At 59.9% G+C, this 19,205-nt stretch carries 16 protein-coding genes; 4 read left to right on the forward strand and 12 right to left on the reverse strand.

What is annotated here, in order from left to right:
- Positions 1-80 precede the first annotated feature (80 nt).
- Positions 81-782, forward strand: coding sequence for a transcriptional repressor LexA (gene lexA / locus N7U68_RS04495; RefSeq protein ID WP_263048372.1), 702 nt, complete (start codon positions 81-83; stop codon positions 780-782).
- A 3-nt stretch (positions 783-785) separates the two neighbouring features.
- On the opposite strand, the gene N7U68_RS04500 is transcribed toward lexA, so the two are convergent.
- Positions 786-2,648, reverse strand: a complete 1,863-nt coding sequence (locus N7U68_RS04500) for a ComEC/Rec2 family competence protein (RefSeq protein ID WP_308446166.1) — start codon at positions 2,646-2,648, stop codon at positions 786-788.
- A 240-nt stretch (positions 2,649-2,888) separates the two neighbouring features.
- Here N7U68_RS04500 and gltX point away from each other — a divergent pair, with 240 nt between their 5' ends.
- Together gltX and gltA are read left to right on the forward strand one after the other, a co-directional pair.
- Positions 2,889-4,298, forward strand: coding sequence for a glutamate--tRNA ligase (gltX, locus tag N7U68_RS04505; protein ID WP_263048373.1), 1,410 nt, complete (start codon positions 2,889-2,891; stop codon positions 4,296-4,298).
- Between the two features lie 86 nt (positions 4,299-4,384).
- On the forward strand, positions 4,385-5,680 hold the full coding sequence (gltA, locus tag N7U68_RS04510) for a citrate synthase (protein ID WP_165191959.1): 1,296 nt from the start codon (positions 4,385-4,387) through the stop codon (positions 5,678-5,680).
- Positions 5,681-5,770: 90 nt separating this feature from the next.
- On the opposite strand, the gene N7U68_RS04515 is transcribed toward gltA, so the two are convergent.
- The 10 genes from N7U68_RS04515 to N7U68_RS04560 all read right to left on the reverse strand — a co-directional run bounded on the left by N7U68_RS04515 (position 5,771) and on the right by N7U68_RS04560 (position 17,146).
- The gene (locus tag N7U68_RS04515) at positions 5,771-6,550 is read right to left on the reverse strand and encodes an enoyl-CoA hydratase-related protein (RefSeq protein WP_165191958.1); all 780 of its coding nucleotides are present in this window, start codon (positions 6,548-6,550) and stop codon (positions 5,771-5,773) included.
- 80 nt (positions 6,551-6,630) lie between these two features.
- Positions 6,631-7,083 carry a cytochrome c-type biogenesis protein gene (locus tag N7U68_RS04520; protein ID WP_263048374.1) on the reverse strand — a complete coding sequence of 151 codons (453 nt, stop codon included), beginning with the start codon at positions 7,081-7,083 and terminating at the stop codon, positions 6,631-6,633.
- Positions 7,080-9,059, reverse strand: a complete 1,980-nt coding sequence (locus tag N7U68_RS04525; protein ID WP_263048375.1) for a heme lyase CcmF/NrfE family subunit — start codon at positions 9,057-9,059, stop codon at positions 7,080-7,082. Before N7U68_RS04525 ends, N7U68_RS04520 begins: the two co-directional genes overlap by 4 nt.
- 83 nt (positions 9,060-9,142) lie before the next feature.
- Positions 9,143-9,706, reverse strand: coding sequence for a holin family protein (locus N7U68_RS04530; RefSeq protein WP_263048376.1), 564 nt, complete (start codon positions 9,704-9,706; stop codon positions 9,143-9,145).
- On the reverse strand, positions 9,697-10,308 hold the full coding sequence (locus N7U68_RS04535; protein ID WP_165191954.1) for a holin-associated N-acetylmuramidase: 612 nt from the start codon (positions 10,306-10,308) through the stop codon (positions 9,697-9,699). The genes N7U68_RS04530 and N7U68_RS04535 overlap by 10 nt, the downstream gene beginning before the upstream one ends.
- Positions 10,309-10,369: 61 nt before the next feature.
- On the reverse strand, positions 10,370-10,816 hold the full coding sequence (gene ccmE, locus N7U68_RS04540) for a cytochrome c maturation protein CcmE (RefSeq protein WP_165191953.1): 447 nt from the start codon (positions 10,814-10,816) through the stop codon (positions 10,370-10,372).
- Between the two features lie 25 nt (positions 10,817-10,841).
- On the reverse strand, positions 10,842-11,870 hold the full coding sequence (gene argC / locus N7U68_RS04545; protein ID WP_263048377.1) for an N-acetyl-gamma-glutamyl-phosphate reductase: 1,029 nt from the start codon (positions 11,868-11,870) through the stop codon (positions 10,842-10,844).
- A gap of 56 nt (positions 11,871-11,926) precedes the next feature.
- Positions 11,927-12,739 carry a glutamate racemase gene (locus N7U68_RS04550; RefSeq protein WP_263048378.1) on the reverse strand — a complete coding sequence of 271 codons (813 nt, stop codon included), beginning with the start codon at positions 12,737-12,739 and terminating at the stop codon, positions 11,927-11,929.
- 37 nt (positions 12,740-12,776) lie between these two features.
- Entirely contained in the window at positions 12,777-13,640 is an 864-nt protein-coding gene (locus N7U68_RS04555; RefSeq protein WP_263048379.1) for a lysophospholipid acyltransferase family protein, read from the reverse strand.
- 89 nt (positions 13,641-13,729) lie between these two features.
- Positions 13,730-17,146, reverse strand: coding sequence for an indolepyruvate ferredoxin oxidoreductase family protein (locus N7U68_RS04560; protein WP_263048380.1), 3,417 nt, complete (start codon positions 17,144-17,146; stop codon positions 13,730-13,732).
- 185 nt (positions 17,147-17,331) lie between these two features.
- Here N7U68_RS04560 and N7U68_RS04565 point away from each other — a divergent pair, with 185 nt between their 5' ends.
- Positions 17,332-18,237 (forward strand): LysR family transcriptional regulator, encoded by a 906-nt coding sequence (locus N7U68_RS04565; protein WP_165191948.1) that lies wholly within the window; start codon positions 17,332-17,334, stop codon positions 18,235-18,237.
- Between the two features lie 315 nt (positions 18,238-18,552).
- Here the strand turns inward: N7U68_RS04565 and N7U68_RS04570 are convergent, their stop codons facing one another.
- A complete protein-coding gene (locus tag N7U68_RS04570; protein ID WP_165191947.1) occupies positions 18,553-19,095 on the reverse strand; it encodes a DUF4167 domain-containing protein in 543 nt (180 codons plus the stop codon).
- Positions 19,096-19,205: the final 110 nt, after the last annotated feature.

Here is a 19,205-nt window from a genome sequence, read left to right on the forward strand (position 1 = left end):
CCACCAATACCCGGCAGTTGACACAAAACGGGAACATGCGTAGAACAAAATGATATCGACGCAGCCAAAGGACCCGTGAAATGCTGACCAAGAAACAGCTCGACCTGCTGGAATACATCAACAAATGTGTGCAGCGTGACGGCGTGCCTCCCAGTTTCGATGAAATGAAGGAAGCGTTGGACCTGCGGTCCAAATCAGGCATTCACCGGCTGATCACGGCGCTGGAGGAACGCGGATTTATACGCCGTCTTGCTCACCGGGCCCGCGCGCTGGAAATTGTAAAGCTGCCCGAAACTCTGGGCGGCGCACCGACCGCCGGATTCAACCCTCGCGTGATCGACGGCGACAAGCCCGAAGCCCCGCGCCCGGCAAATGCACAGTCGCTCGAGATCGTGCATGCGCTTGAACTGCCTGTCATGGGGCGGATCGCTGCCGGTGTCCCGATCGAGGCGATCCAGCATGCCTCTCATAACGTTGCAGTGCCGGGCGCGATGGTCAGTGGTCCGGGTGAACACTACGCGCTTGAGGTCAAAGGCGATTCGATGATCGACGCAGGCATCAACGACGGCGATATTGTCGTGATCCGCGAGACGAACGTGGCTGACAATGGCGATATCGTCGTAGCCTTGGTCGAAGATCAGGAAGCGACGCTCAAACGGTTCTTCCGTCGCGGTAACGCTATTGCGCTGGAGGCGGCCAACCCAGCCTATGAAACCCGCGTTCTGCCGGGCGACAAGGTCAAGGTGCAGGGGCGTCTGGTCGGACTGATCCGCACGTACTAACAGTTAGCGCCGCCGCATATTCCATAGCCGCGCGCCGGTCATCTGGCGCGCGCTGACGACACGTACCCCCTTTTCACTGTGGTAAAGCGCCAGCGCACCGGTTTTGAGCAATGTTGCAGGATGCACAACGCGGCAGGCCATCTCTTCTGTTGCGATGGTCGGGGACGTATTGAGCACCAGCCACTCTGCCCCGTCACACCCGTCCAAAGTCTCTGCGGCGCGCTTGCCGCGCAGTGCCGCGATTGCGATCCCACCAGGGGCCACTCCGGCCCAGCGTTCGGCCGCCTGCAATTGCTCGGCAGGATCGCCGTCATTCTCCAGCCAGTTCTGCGCGATAAACCCAGCCCCGCGCCCGGCACTCAACGCGCGCCCCTTATCGGTCATCACACCGACCAGACCGCCCGTATCCGAGATCAGCACATCAGGCCGCGTTGTCTGTGACCAAAGTATAAACGCCAGCACCATGGGCACAGCGCCCAGCATTCGCGCGCGTCCCTGCCAGAGTGCCACGAACAGCCCGCCAAGCGTCAACAACGGCAAAACGAACGGTCCCGGACTGACCACAGTGCCGCGCGCGCCGTCCAGCCCCGACACAAAATGCGCCACGCCCAGTATCCACTCCAGCCCCAGCCCCATGATCCACAGGCCAATCCATTCCAGCCCCAAGGGCAGCAGGCAAGCGGCCAACACTGCAGCAGGCATGACGACGACGCCCATCAATGGCACGCTCAGCAGGTTCGCAAGCAGCCCATAATGCGCGAATTGATTGAAATGCGCCGCTGCAAAGGGCGCGGTCGCCAATCCGGCCACCATGGATGACACGACCACGGCCATGGCTGGGCGCAACCAGCGCGGTCCCTTCAATCCATCGCGCGCATTGATCCAGCCAAAGATCGCTACCAGTGCCGTCGTCGCGGCAAAAGACATCTGGAAACCGGGACCAAGCAATGCTTCGGGCCGCAACGCCAGCACGATAATCGCAGCCAACGCAACCGCGCGCAGGCTGAAGGCGCGCCGGTTCAGCATCACGGCCACCAGCACAACAGCCGCCATAACAAACGCCCGTTCGGTAGCAACATTCCCCCCCGACAGCGCCAGATACCCGGCCGCAACGATCAGAGCCATGCCCGCGGCCACAGGCTTGACCGGGACGCGTAGCGCAATCCACGGAACCGCCGACAATGCGATCCGCAGCGCGGCAAAGATGAACCCCGTCAACAGCCCCATGTGCAGCCCGGAAATGGCCAACAGATGCGCCAGGTTCGACACCCGCAACGCTGTCAGTGTCTCCTGCCCCATTCCGGCGCGATCTCCAGTCATAATCGCTGCGGCAAAGGCCCCTGCCTCTCCCGGCAGCTCGGCCTGCACCCGCGCCGACAGCCCCATTCGCGTGGCAAACAGGACTTGTTTTCCATCTGACCGCGCGAGCGCCAGCAGCGGCACACGGGTATATCCTACGGCACCGAGGCCTAGGAACCACGCATGCCGCTGAAAATCAAAGCCCCCCGGCTCGACCGGGCCGCTGGGCGGGGACAGATGCCCGGTGGTCATCACCCTCAGCCCCGGCACCGGATCACTCCCTGCCACTGTGCCATGCAGCGATAATCGCACACGTCTGGGCGTGCGACTGGGCCGTACATCCCGCAGCACCACCTGATCCAGCGTGATACGTACCTTGTCACTGGCCGAACGATCTATGCCGACGATGCGGCCCTCTACCGGCCCGTAGTAACGCCAGCCCAGTACCGGCCCCTCGACACGGTGCGCGCGTGTCCCGGCGATCACGCTACCTGACAGGATCAGCGCCAGCCCGACCGCAAACGGCGACACCGCCTCGTCCAGCACGCGAGACAGGAGCAAGAACAATGCGCAAGCCGTTATGATTACGGCAAAGGTTGCGACTGATGGTTCGAGATCTCAATGCAAAATAGATGCCGACGCCGATCCCCAGACAGACCGGAACCCAGACAAAGAGATGCCCCCGCTGCATCAGCAGCGCGGCGCGTAAGTAACCGAGCGTCCGGGGCACTTGTTTCCCCCCATGCGGGCCGATAGACAGGCGCTCAGGCTAGCCCCACCATCCTTACCGAAAGGTTAATGTCGACCATGTCCCAACAGGTTGTCACCCGTTTTGCCCCGTCACCCACTGGTTATCTGCATATCGGTGGCGCGCGTACTGCCCTGTTTAACTGGCTCTTTGCCAGAGGGCGCGGTGGTAAGTTCCTGCTCAGGATCGAGGACACCGATCGCGCGCGGTCGACCCCCGAGGCGACGCAGGCGATTCTGGACGGCATGGCGTGGCTGGGTCTGGACCATGACGGCGACGTTATCAGTCAGGCAGCGCGTGCGGACCGGCACGCCGAAGTCGCGCAGCAGATGCTGGCGGCAGGAACTGCCTTTAAGTGTTTTGCCTCGCAGGACGAAATTCAGGCCTACCGCGACACCGCCAAGGCCGAGGGGCGTTCAACCCTCTATCATAGCCCGTGGCGCGACGCGGACCCGGCCACCTATCCCGACGCGCCCTACGTCGTCCGGATCAAGGCCCCGCGCGAGGGTGCAACGGTCATTCGTGATGCCGTGCAGGGCGATGTGACTATCCGCAACGATCAATTGGATGATATGGTGCTGCTGCGGTCGGACGGCACGCCAGTCTATATGCTGGCCGTGGCCGTGGACGATCACGACATGGGTGTGACCCACGTGATCCGTGGTGACGATCACCTGAACAACGCCGCCCGGCAGATGATGATCTACAACGCGATGGATTGGCCGCTGCCCGTTTATGCCCATATCCCGCTGATCCATGGCCCCGACGGCAAAAAGCTGAGCAAACGGCACGGGGCGCTGGGAGTCGAAGAATATCAACAGATGGGCTATCCCGCCTCCGGCATGCGCAACTATCTGGCGCGGCTGGGATGGAGCCATGGCGATGACGAGTTCTTTACCGATGCGCAGGCGCAGGACTGGTTCGATCTGGACGGGATCGGTAAATCCGCAGCGCGGTTCGACTTCAAGAAGCTGGACAATCTCAGCGGTCGGCATATTGCGGCGACTGACGATGCTGCGCTGCTGCATGAACTGACCGAATTCCGAAACGCGGCCGACCTGCCCGCGTTGAGCACTGAAAAAAATGACCTGTTGCTGGCTGGCATGTATTGCCTAAAAGAACGCGCCCGTTCATTCCCTGAATTGATTGATAAGGCAGAGTTTATTCTAGCATCCCGGCCGATTTCCCCGGACGAGAAAGCGGCCAAACAACTCGACTCAGTATCCCGTGGTATGCTGAGAGAATTGACGCCGCACCTGCAAAATGCTACTTGGTCCCGAGAAGACCTTGAGGCGACGGCCAATGCGTTCGCCGCCGAAAAGGAAACGACGTTCGGCAAGCTGGCAGGCCCGCTCCGGGCTGCACTTGCAGGGCGCAGCGCAACACCAAGTGTGTTCGACATGATGCTGGTCCTGGGGCAGGATGAAACACTGGCCCGGCTCCAAGATGCCGCAGATGGCGGAGACTGACCCAACGGTCAAATCCACGCGCGGCCAGATGCATAAGACGCCCCTCGGTGCCAGAACACCCCGGGGCCACAGAGGGAGACCGCCGCATGGCCGACAGTAAGAAATCCGCAAAGCTCAGCATCGACGGCAAAGATTATGAGTTGCCAATATTTTCGCCCACAGCAGGCCCGGACGTCATTGACATCCGCAAGCTGTATTCGCAGGCGGGCGTCTTTACCTACGATCCGGGATTTACCTCGACAGCAAGTTGCGACAGCACCATCACCTTTATCGATGGCGGCAAGGGCGAGTTGCTGCATCGGGGCTATCCGATCGACCAACTGGCCGAGAAATCGCACTATCTCGAAGTGTGCTATATCCTGCTCTATGGTGAACTGCCGTCGGCGGCCCAGTTAGAGGATTTCGAGAGCCGCGTAACCAACCACACGATGCTGCATGAGCAGATGAAGTATCTGTTCCGTGGCTTCCGTCGTGACGCGCATCCCATGGCCATCATGGTCGGCGTGGTTGGCGCACTCAGCGCATTCTATCATGACAGCACTGACATAAATGACCCGTGGCAGCGCGAAGTTGCCTCGGTTCGCATGATCGCAAAGATGCCGACAATCGCTGCGATGGCCTACAAATATACCATCGGTCAGCCCTTTGTTTATCCGCGCAATGATCTTGATTATGCGTCAAATTTCATGCGCATGTGCTTTGCCGTTCCTGCCGAGGATTACGAGGTGAACCCGATCCTCAGTCGCGCAATGGATCGCATTTTCACGCTACACGCCGATCACGAGCAAAACGCATCGACATCGACGGTCCGGCTGGCCTCCTCGTCGGGTGCTAATCCGTTCGCGTGCATTGCTGCGGGCATTGCCTGCCTCTGGGGTCCCGCGCATGGTGGTGCCAATCAGGCCTGTCTGGAAATGCTACGCGAAATCGGTACGGTTGATCGTATTCCCGAATTCATCAAGCGCGCCAAGGACAAGAACGATCCATTCCGCCTGATGGGGTTCGGCCACCGCGTTTACAAGAATTTCGATCCCCGCGCCACGGTGATGAAGCAATCCGCAGACGAAGTGCTGGAACTGCTGGGAACCGAGGACAATCCGACGCTTCAAGTGGCCAAAGAGCTGGAAAAACAGGCACTCGAAGACGATTACTTCGCCGAGAAGAAACTGTTCCCGAATGTCGATTTCTATTCCGGCATCATCCTAGAGGCGATGGGCTTCCCCACGTCAATGTTCACGCCGATCTTTGCGGTCAGCCGCACGGTGGGCTGGATTTCGCAGTGGAAGGAAATGATCGCCGATCCACAGCTGAAAATCGGCCGCCCCCGCCAGCTTTATGCAGGCGAGACAATGCGCGATTACGTGGATATTGAAAATCGCTAAAAAAGCGGGCGGCACCCAATCAAGGGTACCGCCCAAGCTTTTATTATAACTATAAATATTCCGTCAGAGGCAGAAACCCTTGGCGCGCACCTAGCGACCTTCGAATTGCGGACTGCGTTTTTCCATGAACGCCACAACGCCCTCTTTGAAATCGCGAGACTTGCCGCATTCCCCCTGTAGCTTTGCTTCCAGCTCCAGCTGCGCCTCCAGACTGTTGTCCCAACTGCCGCGGATCGCTGACTTGAGATGCGCATAGGCCTGCATCGGTCCTTTGGCCAGATGCGCCGCGCGGGCACGCCAATGGGCGTCAAATTCGGCGTCGGGTACCGCTTCCCAGATCATGCCCCAGTCGCTGGCCTGTTGCGCGCTGATCGGCTCGGCGAATAGTGCGGCCCCCATCGCCTTGGCTGCGCCCATCTGTCTGGGCAACCAATAGGTACCGCCGGCATCGGGGATCAGGCCAATGCGGGTGAAAGCCTGCAAAAACACCGCGCTCTGGGTCGCGATCACCACATCCGCAGCCAGCGCCAGATTGGCCCCCGCCCCGGCCGCCGCGCCATTTACCGCGCTGATTGTCGGCACCGGACATTCCATGATCGCGCGCAGCATCGGGACATATTCCTCGCGCAGCACCCGCTCGATATCAAGGCTCGCGGCACTACCACCATCACCCAAATCCTGCCCCGAACAGAATGCACGTCCGTCACCGGTGATCACCAGCACATGCGCGCGGCGCCCCGCTTCGCGGGCGGCATCCGTGATCTCGGCGCGCATCTGGGTGCTGAGCGCGTTCATCTTGTCGGCGCGGTTCAGACGCAGCACGGCAACGCCGTCGGTGATGTCAAAGGTAATGGTGGAATAATCTTTCACGGCGCGCGTTTCCTTGTTCTGTCATTCAATGCGCGCGAATTGGACGCGATTTGGCTGACAAGGAAAAGGGAAACCGCGCGTCACTCGTCCAGAATCTGGCGCAACCGTTCTTCTTCGGCCTCTGTCAACGTCCCATCACCCGCAGAGTCGGCCCCCGCGCGGCGCCTGATGTAGAAAACGGCAATGCCAGCGCCAAACAGCAGCATTGCAGGTCCGGCCAGCCACAGCGCCAGATTGCTGCCACCCAATTGCGGTTTCAGCAGCACATACTCGCCGTAGCGATCCACGACGAAGCTGACCACCTGCGCATCCGTATCCCCCGCCAGCAAGCGGTCGCGCACCAACAGACGCAAATCCCGCGCAAGGGCCGCATTCGATTCGTCGATGCTCTCGTTGCGGCACACCAGACACCGCAGACCTGCCGAAATGTCACGCGCCCGCGCCTCCAGTTCCGGGTCGTCCAGCACCTCATCTGGCTGCACTGCAAATAGCGGCGCGGCCATCAGGCATAGCAGGAAAACGAGACGCCTCATTCTGCCGGAACCCCTCGGGTCGGGGTCATCTTGCGCGCACCGGCCGCGACGCGGTAGCGACGATCACTCAACGATAGCAAACCGCCCAATGCCATCAGAATTGCACCACCCCAAATCCAGTTCGCCAGCGGTTTGTAATAACTGCGCACAGCCCAGCCCCCGCCATCCTGAGCATCGCCAATGACCACGTAGATGTCGCGCAGGAAGCCGTTGTCGATACCGGCCTCTGTCGTCGGCATCTGTGCAACCGGATAGAACCGCTTTTCAGGATGCAGCGAGGCAATCCCACGACCGTTCCGCGACAAGGTGAAATCACCGGTTGTTGAAATATAGTTCGGCCCCTCGACACGGCGGACGTCATCCAGCGTCAGCGTAAACCCGGCCACCTCGATCGCGTCCCCCACGCGCGCCACGCGGATATCCTCGACCGACCATGCCGTCATCGCTGCCACGCCGACCATGGTGACCCCCAGACCGCCATGCGCCACCGCCTTGCCCCAGTCCGCGCGCGGCAGACGGGCAATCCGGCGCAATCGATCAATGACACGTGCCGACCGTCCGCTGCGTGACCACAGGTCAATCAACGCGCCGCCCACCAGCCATGCCCCCAGAAACAGCCCAACCGGCCCCAACGCGCTGCGCCCGGTCTGCATGGCAAACGCCAACAAGCCTATGGCAACGGCCAGGACAAATGCCGGTGCCAGCGTCCGTACTATCCGCCCGAACGCCCCGCGCTTCCACGGCAACATGGCACCAATGGGCAGAACAAGGCCCAGCAGCACCATGAACGGCGTAAACGCGAGATTGAAGAAAGGTGCGCCGACCGACAGCTTCCGATCAAAGAACAGTTCGGACACCAAAGGCCAGATCGTCCCGACAAACACGATGAAACAGGCCACACCCAGCAAGAGATTGTTAAGCACCAGCATCGACTCGCGGCTCTTGATGGCAAATACGCCCTTGGCCTGCATCACGCCCGCCCGTGCCGCGAACATCGTCAGCCCGCCCATCATAAAGAGCGCAGTAATCCCCAGCAGGAAAAGTCCCCGTTCAGGATCATTGGCAAAGGCATGTACAGATGTCAGGACACCTGACCGGGTGATAAACGCCCCGATCATCGAAAACCCGAACGCGATGATGGCCAGCAGGATCGTCCAGCTTTTCAGGCTTTCGCGCTTTTCTACCACGATCGCCGAATGCAGCAGCGCCACGGCAATCAACCACGGCATGAAGCTGGCATTTTCCACCGGGTCCCAGAACCAGAAACCACCCCAGCCCAACTCGTAATAGGCCCACCAGCTGCCCAGTGCGATTCCGACGGTCAGGAATATCCATGCCGCCAGCGTATAGGGCCGCACCCAACGCCCCCATGCGGCGTCCACCCGTCCCTCGATCAACGCCGCAATGGCAAAGCTATACGTCATCGAGAGACCGACATACCCGAGGTATAGAAACGGCGGATGAAACGCCAGGCCGGGATCTTGCAGGAGCGGGTTCAGATCCTGCCCGTCAAATGGTGCAAAGGCGAGCCGCAAAAACGGGTTCGAGGTGAAGATGAGAAAGGCAAAGAACGCAACGCCCACCATCGCCTGCACAGCCAGAACGCGCGCCCGCAGACTGGGCGGGAGGTTCGTGCCAAACCACGCCACACAAGCGCCAAAGAGCGTGACGATCAGCACCCAAAGCAGCATCGAGCCTTCGTGATTACCCCAGACACCAGTGATTTTATAGAGCAGTGGCTTGGCCGAATGGCTGTTCAGCATCACCAACCGCAGTGAGAAATCAGATGTGACAAATGCCCAGGTGAGCGCCGCAAAACTGGCCGCAGTCAGCAGAAACTGCGCCGTGGCGGCAGGGACGGCGACGGCCATCCAGCCGGGCCAGCGTTTATGCGCGCCGATCAGCGGTAAAACCGCCTGCACACAGGCCACACAAAAGGCGAGGATCAGGGCAAAGTGGCCAAGTTCTGTAATCATGGGCCAATTATAGGGTGGGCGCGCGCGCGCGCCAATCGCAATCGGCGCGCGCGGGTGATCACATTGTCGCGGGTGCCGTCACCTCACGCACGCCGGCCACGCCGCCATTCATCCAGCGCGGCGTTCGGGTCTGTTTCGGCCGACATGATAGCTGGCCGATCCGCCGCTGTGGCAAAATCGGCAGTCACGCCTTCCAAGGTATTGAGATTGGCCATGACCTGCGGTGTTCGTGCCAGCGTGCTTGCGATAGAGCGCTGAAATTCCTGCCCTTTGAACTGATGGCGTGCGCCGAAGTAAAATGACACCACCACGCCCAGCAGCCACCACAGCGGCTCTGGCACCAATGCCACCCCTTGCATCCGCGCGGCAAACCACACAGGATCCGCCATCGCCGCGATAAACAGGCCCAGCGTCCCCATTGCCAGCGCCGGACGTGGCAGGCGGTTCATGCCATCCATGATGCGGTCGAACCGGCCACGCTCCCGGACGCCGAACTCTGTTGCAAACTGCTCCAACGCCTGCGCGCGTTCATCCGTCCGCCGCCGTGCATCTGCTTCGGTGTTCTCACGAAACACTTCTGCCGTTTCAACAATCACGTTCCGGCCACTGCCAAACACCAGCGACACCAGCTTTTCGATCAACCCCATGCCGCGACCCTTGCGTTAAACTCTGCCGTATTCAGGTGATAACGGTTTGCCATGAACTCTTCGGCGCGCCGTATCCATCCCCCCTTTGCGCCCTTGCGGGTGCGCGCGTATTTACGGCTTGCCGGTCGATTATCTGCCAGGTGAAAATAGTAATTGCGCCGCGCGATCGCGTAAGCGTCAGCAATGTGGTCCGGCGCATCCTGCGCCGCCGCAGTGACTGCTGCGATGGTTTGCGGGCCAATGGCACCGTCTACCGCGACGTCATGGCCCATCCGACGCAACAGCCGTTGCAGGATCTTTACCGCGTTGCTACCGGCATTCACGTACATATCGAAAACGCTGGACTGCAAGACCTCTGGCAGCTTGCCGATGCCCGGACGCTCAAAATAATGACGTACAAAGATGGCTTCTGCCTGTGCCCGGCTCAGCGCCCGCACGTCCTGTGCATCAACCTCCCCGTCGCCGGTCAGGTCCAGCCCAAGCCGACGCATCGTATGAATCGTAACGCCGTGGTTGGTCGCTCCACCCGGATCGTCCGGATCGTTGACGAAGCCACCCTCGCGCGCGACGATTTCCTTGGCGATTTGTGCAACAGTTTTCATCTGACAGCCCTATTCCCAATAGCATGGGATCAAGGCTGCGCCTTAGCTGTTAAGGACGCGTTTACCCATCGGACGGTTCTTGATAGACACCCTGCTCTTTCAGCGCGTCCACTACTTCCTTGGGCATATAGTCCTCGTCGTGCTTGGCCAGAATCTCGGTCGCGGTGAAAACCGTCCCGTCATAGCTGCCCAGACCGACCATGCCCTGATCCTCTTCGAACAGATCCGGCAGGACGCCGGTATATTCCACTGGCACAGTTGCGCCGCCATCAGTCACAGAGAATCGCACCGTTTCGCCCTGCCCGCGTTGCAGACTGCCGACCTCGACCAGCCCGCCGATGCGGAACACCTCTGCCGGGCTGGGCGGCGCCGCGATGACTTCACTCGGGCTGCGGAAAAAGTTGATCCCGTCGCGCATCGCATAGCCGATCAGACCGGTTGCCACGATCAGCGCCACAATAGTGATGGCGATGATCTGGATGCGGCGCTGCTTCTTGAGCGATTTCATCGGCCTGCCTGCCTATGGGTTAGGGTTACGGGAAAACCGGGGCCAGCATCAGCCCTGCAGTCTCATCCTCACCTAACATCAGGTTCGCATTCTGCAAGGCCTGCCCACTGGATCCCTTGGTCAGGTTATCAAGTGCTGCCACGACGATAGCCCGCCCCGGAATACGGTCACCACTGACGCCGATATGGCAGAAATTGCTGCCGCGAATATGCCGCGTGCTGGGTGTCTGGCCAAAGGGCAGGACATGCAGGAACGGCTCGTCAGCATAGGTCGCAGCCAACGCCGCATGGATCGCGTCAGGCTCGCCTTTGACATAAACAGTGGCAATTATCCCTCTGTTTGCAGGCAACAAATGCGGCGTGAATTGTACCTTGACCTCCTGCCCGGCAATGGCCGAAAACTCTTGGTCAAACTCCGCCAGATGCCGATGCGTGCCACCAACGCCATAGGCATGCGCGCCCTCGGATAGCTCGGCATGCAGCAGGTTTTCCTTCAGGCTTCGCCCTGCACCGCTTACCCCGGTCTTGAGGTCGATAATGATCTCATCAAGATCGATCAGCTTGCCCGCGATCAATGGCCGCAGCGCATATTGGCCAGTCGCCGCATTGCAACCCGTGCCCGCTACCAGCCGCGCGCCCCTGATTTCCTCGCGGTAGAACTCTGTCAGCCCGTAGACCGCCTCTGCCTGACATTCCAGTGCCGCGTGCTGGCCGCCATACCACTTGGCATACACCTTTGGGTCACGCAGCCTGAAATCGGCGCTGAGGTCGACGATTTTCATCGTCTTGGGCAGATCGCGGATCACCGCCTGAGAAGTCGCATGTGGCAGCGCGCAGAAACACAGGTCGATACCAGAGAAATCAATTTCCTCGATGGTCACCAGATCTGGCAGGTCGAGGTGACGCAGATGCGGAAAGACGTCAGCCATGGCCTGTCCGGCCTTGGAATTGGCGCCCAGCGCCTTGATCTGCATGTTCGGGTGCGTGGCAATCAGCCGGACCAGTTCGGCCCCGGTGTAGCCCGATGCGCCAAGGATGGCGATGGAATGGGTCATGTCGGTTATCCCGTATTTGTTCATGGGGATTCAAAGATGATGCACGGCGCGGCGCGTTAGGCCGCTTCGAACGTGATCTGTCGTCGCAGGAACTGCGTGGCACGGTCTGACACCCGCTTTGGGTCACCGGTGGTCAGATATCGGGTTTGCTCGCCAGTGCCCGTCATGCCCGGATGCCGGTTCAGATAATCGGCAAGGCTCTCGGCGACCAAGGTCGCCTGACTGTAAACCGAAACCCCGTCCCCCAGCGCCTCTTGAAACACCTGTTCCATCAGCGGGTAATGGGTGCAGCCCAAAATCGCGGCTTCTGGGTCCGGCATCTTGCGCTTTAACGCGTCCACATGGCTGCGCACCAGCGCCTCGGCCAGAATGAGATCACCCTCTTCGATCGCATCGACCACGCCGCCGCAAGCCTGCGCCTCGACATCCACACCAATCGCGCGAAACGCCAGCTCGCGCTGAAATGCGCGGCTACTGACGGTGGCCGGTGTGGCAAAGAGCGCAACATGCTTGACCGCCACCTCACGCGGGGGTGAATTGTCGCCCCACTGCCGTTCGGTCAGTGCCTCGATCAAGGGTACGAATACGCCCAGTACGCGCTTGCCCTGTGGCACACCCGCCTCTTGCATGCGCCGCAACGCAGCAGCCGAGGCCGTGTTGCACGCCAGAATGACCAGATCACAACCGCTGTCCCATAGACGGTGCACATTGGCCCGCGTCAGGTCATAGACATCATTCGCATCGCGTACGCCATAAGGCGCATGTGCATTATCCCCGAGATAGATAAACGCCATGTCCGGCAGACGCGCCTGCACCGCGTCCAGCACCGTCAAACCGCCTAATCCGCTGTCGAAAATTCCAACTGCCATCGTCTTGCCCGCCTTTAGACCGGCGCGCGGCGCGGTCTTACTGCCACTCGAAACCGATGCCTTTGGGGTCCAGCGGCCTCGGGGATAGCTCATACGTCTTCAGCCGCAGGAATTCCATCATAGATTTGCTGTCACCCGCATGAACCTGCAAAGCCCGCCGATCAATCGGCTCTCCGATGACCGCCTGCACAGGGCGATCCACCCGGCGGCGGAATTCCTTTAGCAACAGACCCATGCGCAGCGTCGCGTGCAGATGGCTCGCGATCTGAAAGAGACGGCTGGTATGTCCATCGAAAAACACCGGCACGACGGTTGCGCCTGATTTCGCAATCATTCGCGCAGTGAACCCACGCCAACCGGGATCCATCGGCTGCGAAAACGGGCGCGCCGCCGTCGACACTGCACCGCCTGGAAAAATGCCAATCGCCCCACCCTGCCCGAGATAGCCCAGCGCCTCTTTGCGCGTGGCCAGATTCATTTGCACCGCTTCCTTCGTCGCATCGAAGGAAATCGGCAGGATGACACGGCGAATATCTTCGGCATGGCAGAACACTGAATTTGCCAGAATGCGGAAATCGCCGCGCATCTGGCGCAGAATGTGACCCATCATCAGCCCATCAAGGATGCCATACGGATGGTTTGCGATCAGAATCAGCGGGCCATCCCGTGGGATATGCGTCAGCGATCCACCCACGACATCCAGACTTAGACCGTAGCGTTCGACCATCACCTGCCAGAAGTCCCGCCCGGAGGCGATCTCACTCTCGTATCCGTGGGCACGTTTGATCAGGCGAATGCGCCCGGTCAGGTTCTCCATCGTGCGGATTATGGCCCGCCCGCCCCGCGTTTCGGCGGAATGGGCGTAGCTGATGTCGCGCGCGATCTGGCGCTCTGGCGGCATGAATGGTTCCTCAAAGACGGGTCATGGACTCACGTGTACCCGCGATTATCCCCGCTCTACATGACACGTTGATGAAGTCCGAGCCGAAATCACTGCGCTGCCTGTGCCACGATCCCACCACCGACGCGCATCGCCGATAGCAATCCCTCGCGCGTCTTCGCAGCCTTGGCCTCGTTCGCGGCTTTGACCGGGCCGAATCCGCGAATTTGCAACGGTAACTCGGCCAGCGCCACGATCAAATCACGCGTCTCGTCGGTCAGCCGTGGCAACACGTCGGCCATGTCCGCCTCGTACTGTTTAATCAGCGCACGCTCCATTTTACGCTCAGCGGTGTAGCCAAAGACATCCAGCGGCGTGCCGCGCAGTTTGCGAAACTTGACCAACACACGCATGGGCCACTCCATCCACGGACCGAACTCACGTTTTTGCGGTCGACCATCCGTCGCCTTTTTCGCCAGAATCGGCGGAGCAAGGTGAAAGCGCATTTTGAAATCGCCATCGAATTCGGCTTTCGCCTTGTCCCGGCTGCTCAGCAACAGGCGCGCGACCTCATATTCATCCTTGTAGGACAGAAGCTTGTGATACCCTTGCGCAACAGCTTCGCGGACCTCACGATCCTCGATCCCATCCACCAGCCTGCGATAGCGTTTGGCCAGCCTCTTGCCCTGATAGGCCACCAGTTGATCCGCGCGATAGGCGATCTTTTCCTCCAGCGATTTAGGCATATTAACCACGTTTGGCGTCAGCAATCCGACCGCTTCCTGCGGGTATAGCGCGGCCCAACGCCCACTCTCAAAGGCGCGCAGGTTTTTCTCCACCGCCGCCCCGTTCAGCGCAATCGCCTGCGTAATCGCGTCATGGCTGATCGGCACCAGCCCGCGCTGCCATGCTGCGCCAAAGATCATCATGTTGGAAAAGATCGAATCCCCCATCACTGCCTTGGCCAGTTCTGACGCATCGAATAGCTGTACATCGTCCCCCAGTCGCGCCTCCAGCGCCAGCGCCAGCCGATCCGACGGCAGCTTAAACTCAGTGTTTCGGGTGAAATCGCCTGTGATGATCTCGTGACTGTTGACCACGGCCCCGGTCTGTCCGCGTGATGTAAGGCCCAGCGTCTTGGCCCCGGCAGAAACCACCAGATCGCCGCCGATCAGCGCGTGACATTCGCCCGTTGCTACGCGGATCGCGCTGATATCCCCCGGCGTCTCGGCGATACGGCAATGGATATGCACCGCGCCACCCTTTTGCGCCAGCCCGGCCATTTCCATCATCCCGGCCCCCTTACCGTCGATCTGTGCCGCCTGCGCCAACACTGCGCCGATGGTCACAACGCCCGTGCCCCCGACGCCGGTGATCACGACGTTATGCGTGCCGTTAATTGCTGGCAGTTCTGGCGACGGCATATCCGGCAGCTTCAGCTCGGTTGTCGCGCCCTTGCGGATTTGCGCACCTTCCAGCGTGACAAAGCTGGGACAGAACCCTTTGACGCAGCTGTAATCCTTGTTGCACGATGATTGATCAATCGCCCGTTTCCGGCCCAATTCCGTCTCGATCGGCACGATTGACACGCAGTTTGATTGCACACCGCAATCGCCGCACCCTTCGCAGACATCCGTATTGATGAACACCCGCTTGTCCGGGTCCGGAAACAGGCCCCGCTTGCGGCGGCGGCGCTTCTCGGCGGCGCAGGTCTGGATATAGACGATGGCCGACACGCCCTTGACCTCTGCCATGCGCTTTTGCACATCCATCAGACCGGCGCGTTCCTTGATCTCGATGCCCTGCGGGAAGGCCTTGAAATCCACGTCTTCCTTTTCGTCATAAACGACAGCCAGTTCTTTAACACCCATCGCTTTCAACTCTTGCACGATGCGCGGCGCATCCAACCCGCCTTCGTTCTGTTGGCCACCCGTCATGGCAACGGCATCATTGTAGAGGATTTTGTAAGTAATGTTGGCATCCGAGGCGAGGGCGGCGCGGATCGCTTGAACGCCCGAATGGTTGTAAGTGCCGTCGCCAAGGTTCTGGAACACATGATCGCGGTTTGAAAACGGCGCCTCACCGATCCAGTTCGCGCCCTCCCCGCCCATATGGGTGAACCCGGTGGTTTCGCGGTCCATCCACTGGACCATATAGTGACAGCCGATCCCGGCATAGGCACGGCTGCCCTCGGGCAGCTTGGTCGAGCTGTTGTGCGGACAGCCGGAACAGAAATAGGGAAGACGCGTCGCAATCTCTTCGGCGTTGTCACCTGCACGCGCCTCGGCCAAACGGGCCAGCCCGGCCTTTAAACGGTCAGTACTGCGGCCTTCCTCAATCAGGATACCGCCCAGTTTTTCCGCAATCATAATCGGGTCCAGCGCCCCGCGCGTCGGAAACAGCTCCTCTCGGTGCATGGCACCGGCACCGCCCCGGAACCAACCATAGACACGTCGGTGGGGATCATCAAAGAGCGCCTCTTTGATCTGCACCTCGATCAGTTTGCGCTTTTCCTCGACCACGATGATCAGATCCAGTTCCTCTGCCCAATCATGGAAACCTTTCATGTCCAGTGGAAAGGTCTGGCCGATCTTGTAGGCAGTCACGCCCAGCTTCTCGGCTGTCTCGGCGTCGATGCCGAGCAGGTCCATCGCATGGACCAGATCGAGCCAGTTCTTGCCCGCCGCAACAAAGCCGATCTTGGCGCCACGCTTGCCGATCATCCGCTTGTCCATCTTGTTGGCATGGCTGAACGCTTCTGCGGCAAAGCGGCGGTAATCGATTACCCGCGCTTCCTGCGCGTGCGGTGTGTCACCCAGACGGATGTTCAATCCGCCCTCTGGCATATCGAAGTCGGGCGCAATCAGCTGCATGCGATCCACGTTGCCATCGACAACAGCCGTGGCTTCCACGGTGTCTTTCATGGTCTTCAGGCCGACCCAAAGCCCGGAAAACCGGCTCAGCGCACAACCGTAAATGCCGTAGTCCAGAATTTCCTGCACACCCGCCGGGCTGACCACCGGCATATAGGCATCCACCATCGCCCATTCCGATTGATGCAGCACGGTGCTGCTCTCGCCTGTGTGGTCGTCACCCATCGCCATCAGGACCCCGCCATGCGCACTGGTGCCCGCCATATTGGCATGCCGCATCACGTCGCCGGTGCGGTCCACCCCCGGCCCCTTGCCGTACCACAGGCCAAAGACACCGTCATATTTGCCTTCGCCACGCAATTCGGCCTGCTGGGTCCCCCATAGGGCGGTCGCCGCAAGGTCTTCGTTCAAACCTTCGTGGAACTTGACGTTCGACTCCGCCAACAGCTTTTCGGCACGGGCCATCTGCAAATCGACCGCCCCCAATGGCGAGCCGCGATATCCGGTCACGTATCCTGCCGTATTCAGCCCCGCCGCCTTGTCGCGCGCCGCTTGCGTCAGCATCAACCGCACTAACGCTTGTGTGCCGTTCAGCAGCACCTGTCGCTTGCTCAGATCAAACCGATCATTCAGCGAAACCTTTTGCTTGCTCATCTCGAACCTCCCATCGGTAAGGGCAACTGGATCAGGGGACACCCTTTACTCTAGGGCAATAATAGGTCACTAATTATGACCTAACAACCGATATTTCCGCAGACCAACCCTGTTGAGTGGTGTCTTTTGACGCAATTGTTTGCTATTGCGTGCGAAATACCCGACGCCAATGGAAAGTTGCAAAAATGGACTGGGACAAGCTCAGAATATTTCACGCGGTTGCGGATGCAGGCTCTTTAACCCATGCTGGTGATCAGCTGCACCTGTCACAATCAGCAGTTTCGCGCCAGATACGCGGGCTCGAAGAGTCCTTGAACGCCACTCTGTTTCACCGCCATGCACGCGGCCTGATTCTGACCGAACAGGGCGAATTGCTGTTTGATGCCACGCGGGCCATGGTCAAACGGCTTGATGCCGCTACAGCGCGCATTCGCGACAGCGAAGAAGAAGTATTTGGCGAGTTGCGCGTGACCACGACCATTGGCTTCGGCACGCTCTGGCTCGCCCCGCGCCTGCCGCAACTCTACGATAAATACCCCGACCTCAAAATCGACCTGATGCTCGAAGAACGTGTGCTTGACCTGCCCATGCGCGAGGCCGACGTGGCAATCCGTATGAAAGAACCCAGTCAAGCGGACCTAATCCGCAAACGATTGATGAGCGTCCATATGCGCCTTTATGCCTCCTCCGCCTATCTGGAGAAATACGGCACACCGCAGAGCATTGACGATCTACCCAACCACCGCCTGATCTGCCAGAATCCCAAATCAGCCCAGGTGGGCGCGGGCGCGACGCTGGTGAGCGAATTGATGGCCAGTGAAATCCCCGCAACGCTAACCGTGAACAACTATTTTGGCGTGCTTCAGGGCGTGTTGCATAACCTCGGCATCGGCGTGTTGCCAGAGTATCTGGTTTACGATTTCCCGAATCTTGTGCGGGTTCTACCAGAGATTGAGTCGGTCGAAGTACCGGTCTTCCTCGCATATCCCGAAGAACTGCGGCATTCGCAACGAATCGCAGCCTTCCGAGACTTTGTTCAGGATGAGATCTTTACTTATCGTAAAACGCTGCGAGAGCAGGCACTTAGCTGAACTTTTAATCAGATATGCAAAAAACGCATAACGGGCATGCCGGAGCGTTGGGTGCTTTTTTCTTGATCGGCCCCGCCCCCCTGCCTAAGTGCACCTGTGACGGTAGCGCCGCGAGCGGCGAGACTGTCATACCTCCCTGTTGGACTATGGCCGAGCTTTATGCTCGGCCTTTTTTTTGCGGCACGCCAAGTGTTTTCGGTCGGCTATCAGTCATAGCGGGGGGTGGGTAAGCAAAACGCGCGCCAATGGCGCGCGTTACGTGTTTCAGCCCATTCGACAGCGGCGCCGCACAACCTAAACGAGAAGCTCCGTTGATTATTCTGCCGCTTCAGGTGGTTTGGGGGACTCGTCAGCGGTCTGATCCGCATCCGGCTTGCGGCGCGGTTTGCGCGCGCGCTTGGGTTTTGCGGGTGGCTGGCTCTCGGGTGTCTCGACCAGATCGGCGTCACCGCTTTCCGCTTCCACGATTTCAGGTTGCTCAGGCGCGGCAGATGCATTCTCGTCCTGCCCCTGCCCTTCGCGTTCCTGACGCTGTGCACGTTCGCGATCACGCTCAGCCTGACGCTCGCGATTCTCGCGTTCCTGCTGCTCGCGGCGGGCATCCTGTTCTTTCTGGGCCGCTCCCAGAAGACGCAGATAATGCTCGGCATGTTGCTGGAAATTTTCGGTAGCGACACGGTCATTGCTCAGTTGCGCATCACGCGCCAACTGGTTGTACTTCTCAATGATCTGCTGCGGCGTACCGCGCACCTTGCCCTCGGGCCCGGAACTGTCGAACACCCGATTGACGACATTGCCGACCGAGTTTGAGCGGTTGCGGTTCGGCTTGTTGCGCGAACGTGACTTCGATGATCTCATATTAATGCTGTTCAGCCTTGTCTTATGTACCGTAGCTTGACCCGAGTGGTGCCCTATGCACCAGAGTAATGAAACCGGATCGCGGCAATTGTTGGCTTGGCGTCACGCGG

Origin of the sequence: Roseovarius pelagicus (genome assembly GCF_025639885.1) — a bacterium.
GTDB classification, from domain to species: domain Bacteria; phylum Pseudomonadota; class Alphaproteobacteria; order Rhodobacterales; family Rhodobacteraceae; genus Roseovarius; species Roseovarius pelagicus.

What these genes read in the sequence shown, in the direction of transcription:
- lexA (WP_263048372.1), top strand. Translation starts at nt 81, where the DNA reads ATGCTGACCAAGAAACAGCTCGACCTGCTGGAATACATCAACAAATGT.
- gltX (WP_263048373.1), top strand. Translation starts at nt 2,889, where the DNA reads ATGTCCCAACAGGTTGTCACCCGTTTTGCCCCGTCACCCACTGGTTAT.
- gltA (WP_165191959.1), top strand. Translation starts at nt 4,385, where the DNA reads ATGGCCGACAGTAAGAAATCCGCAAAGCTCAGCATCGACGGCAAAGAT.
- N7U68_RS04520 (WP_263048374.1), bottom strand. Translation starts at nt 7,083, where the DNA reads ATGAGGCGTCTCGTTTTCCTGCTATGCCTGATGGCCGCGCCGCTATTT.
- N7U68_RS04525 (WP_263048375.1), bottom strand. Translation starts at nt 9,059, where the DNA reads ATGATTACAGAACTTGGCCACTTTGCCCTGATCCTCGCCTTTTGTGTG.
- N7U68_RS04530 (WP_263048376.1), bottom strand. Translation starts at nt 9,706, where the DNA reads ATGGGGTTGATCGAAAAGCTGGTGTCGCTGGTGTTTGGCAGTGGCCGG.
- N7U68_RS04535 (WP_165191954.1), bottom strand. Translation starts at nt 10,308, where the DNA reads ATGAAAACTGTTGCACAAATCGCCAAGGAAATCGTCGCGCGCGAGGGT.
- ccmE (WP_165191953.1), bottom strand. Translation starts at nt 10,816, where the DNA reads ATGAAATCGCTCAAGAAGCAGCGCCGCATCCAGATCATCGCCATCACT.
- argC (WP_263048377.1), bottom strand. Translation starts at nt 11,870, where the DNA reads ATGACCCATTCCATCGCCATCCTTGGCGCATCGGGCTACACCGGGGCC.
- N7U68_RS04550 (WP_263048378.1), bottom strand. Translation starts at nt 12,739, where the DNA reads ATGGCAGTTGGAATTTTCGACAGCGGATTAGGCGGTTTGACGGTGCTG.
- N7U68_RS04555 (WP_263048379.1), bottom strand. Translation starts at nt 13,640, where the DNA reads ATGCCGCCAGAGCGCCAGATCGCGCGCGACATCAGCTACGCCCATTCC.
- N7U68_RS04560 (WP_263048380.1), bottom strand. Translation starts at nt 17,146, where the DNA reads ATGAGCAAGCAAAAGGTTTCGCTGAATGATCGGTTTGATCTGAGCAAG.
- N7U68_RS04565 (WP_165191948.1), top strand. Translation starts at nt 17,332, where the DNA reads ATGGACTGGGACAAGCTCAGAATATTTCACGCGGTTGCGGATGCAGGC.
- N7U68_RS04570 (WP_165191947.1), bottom strand. Translation starts at nt 19,095, where the DNA reads ATGAGATCATCGAAGTCACGTTCGCGCAACAAGCCGAACCGCAACCGC.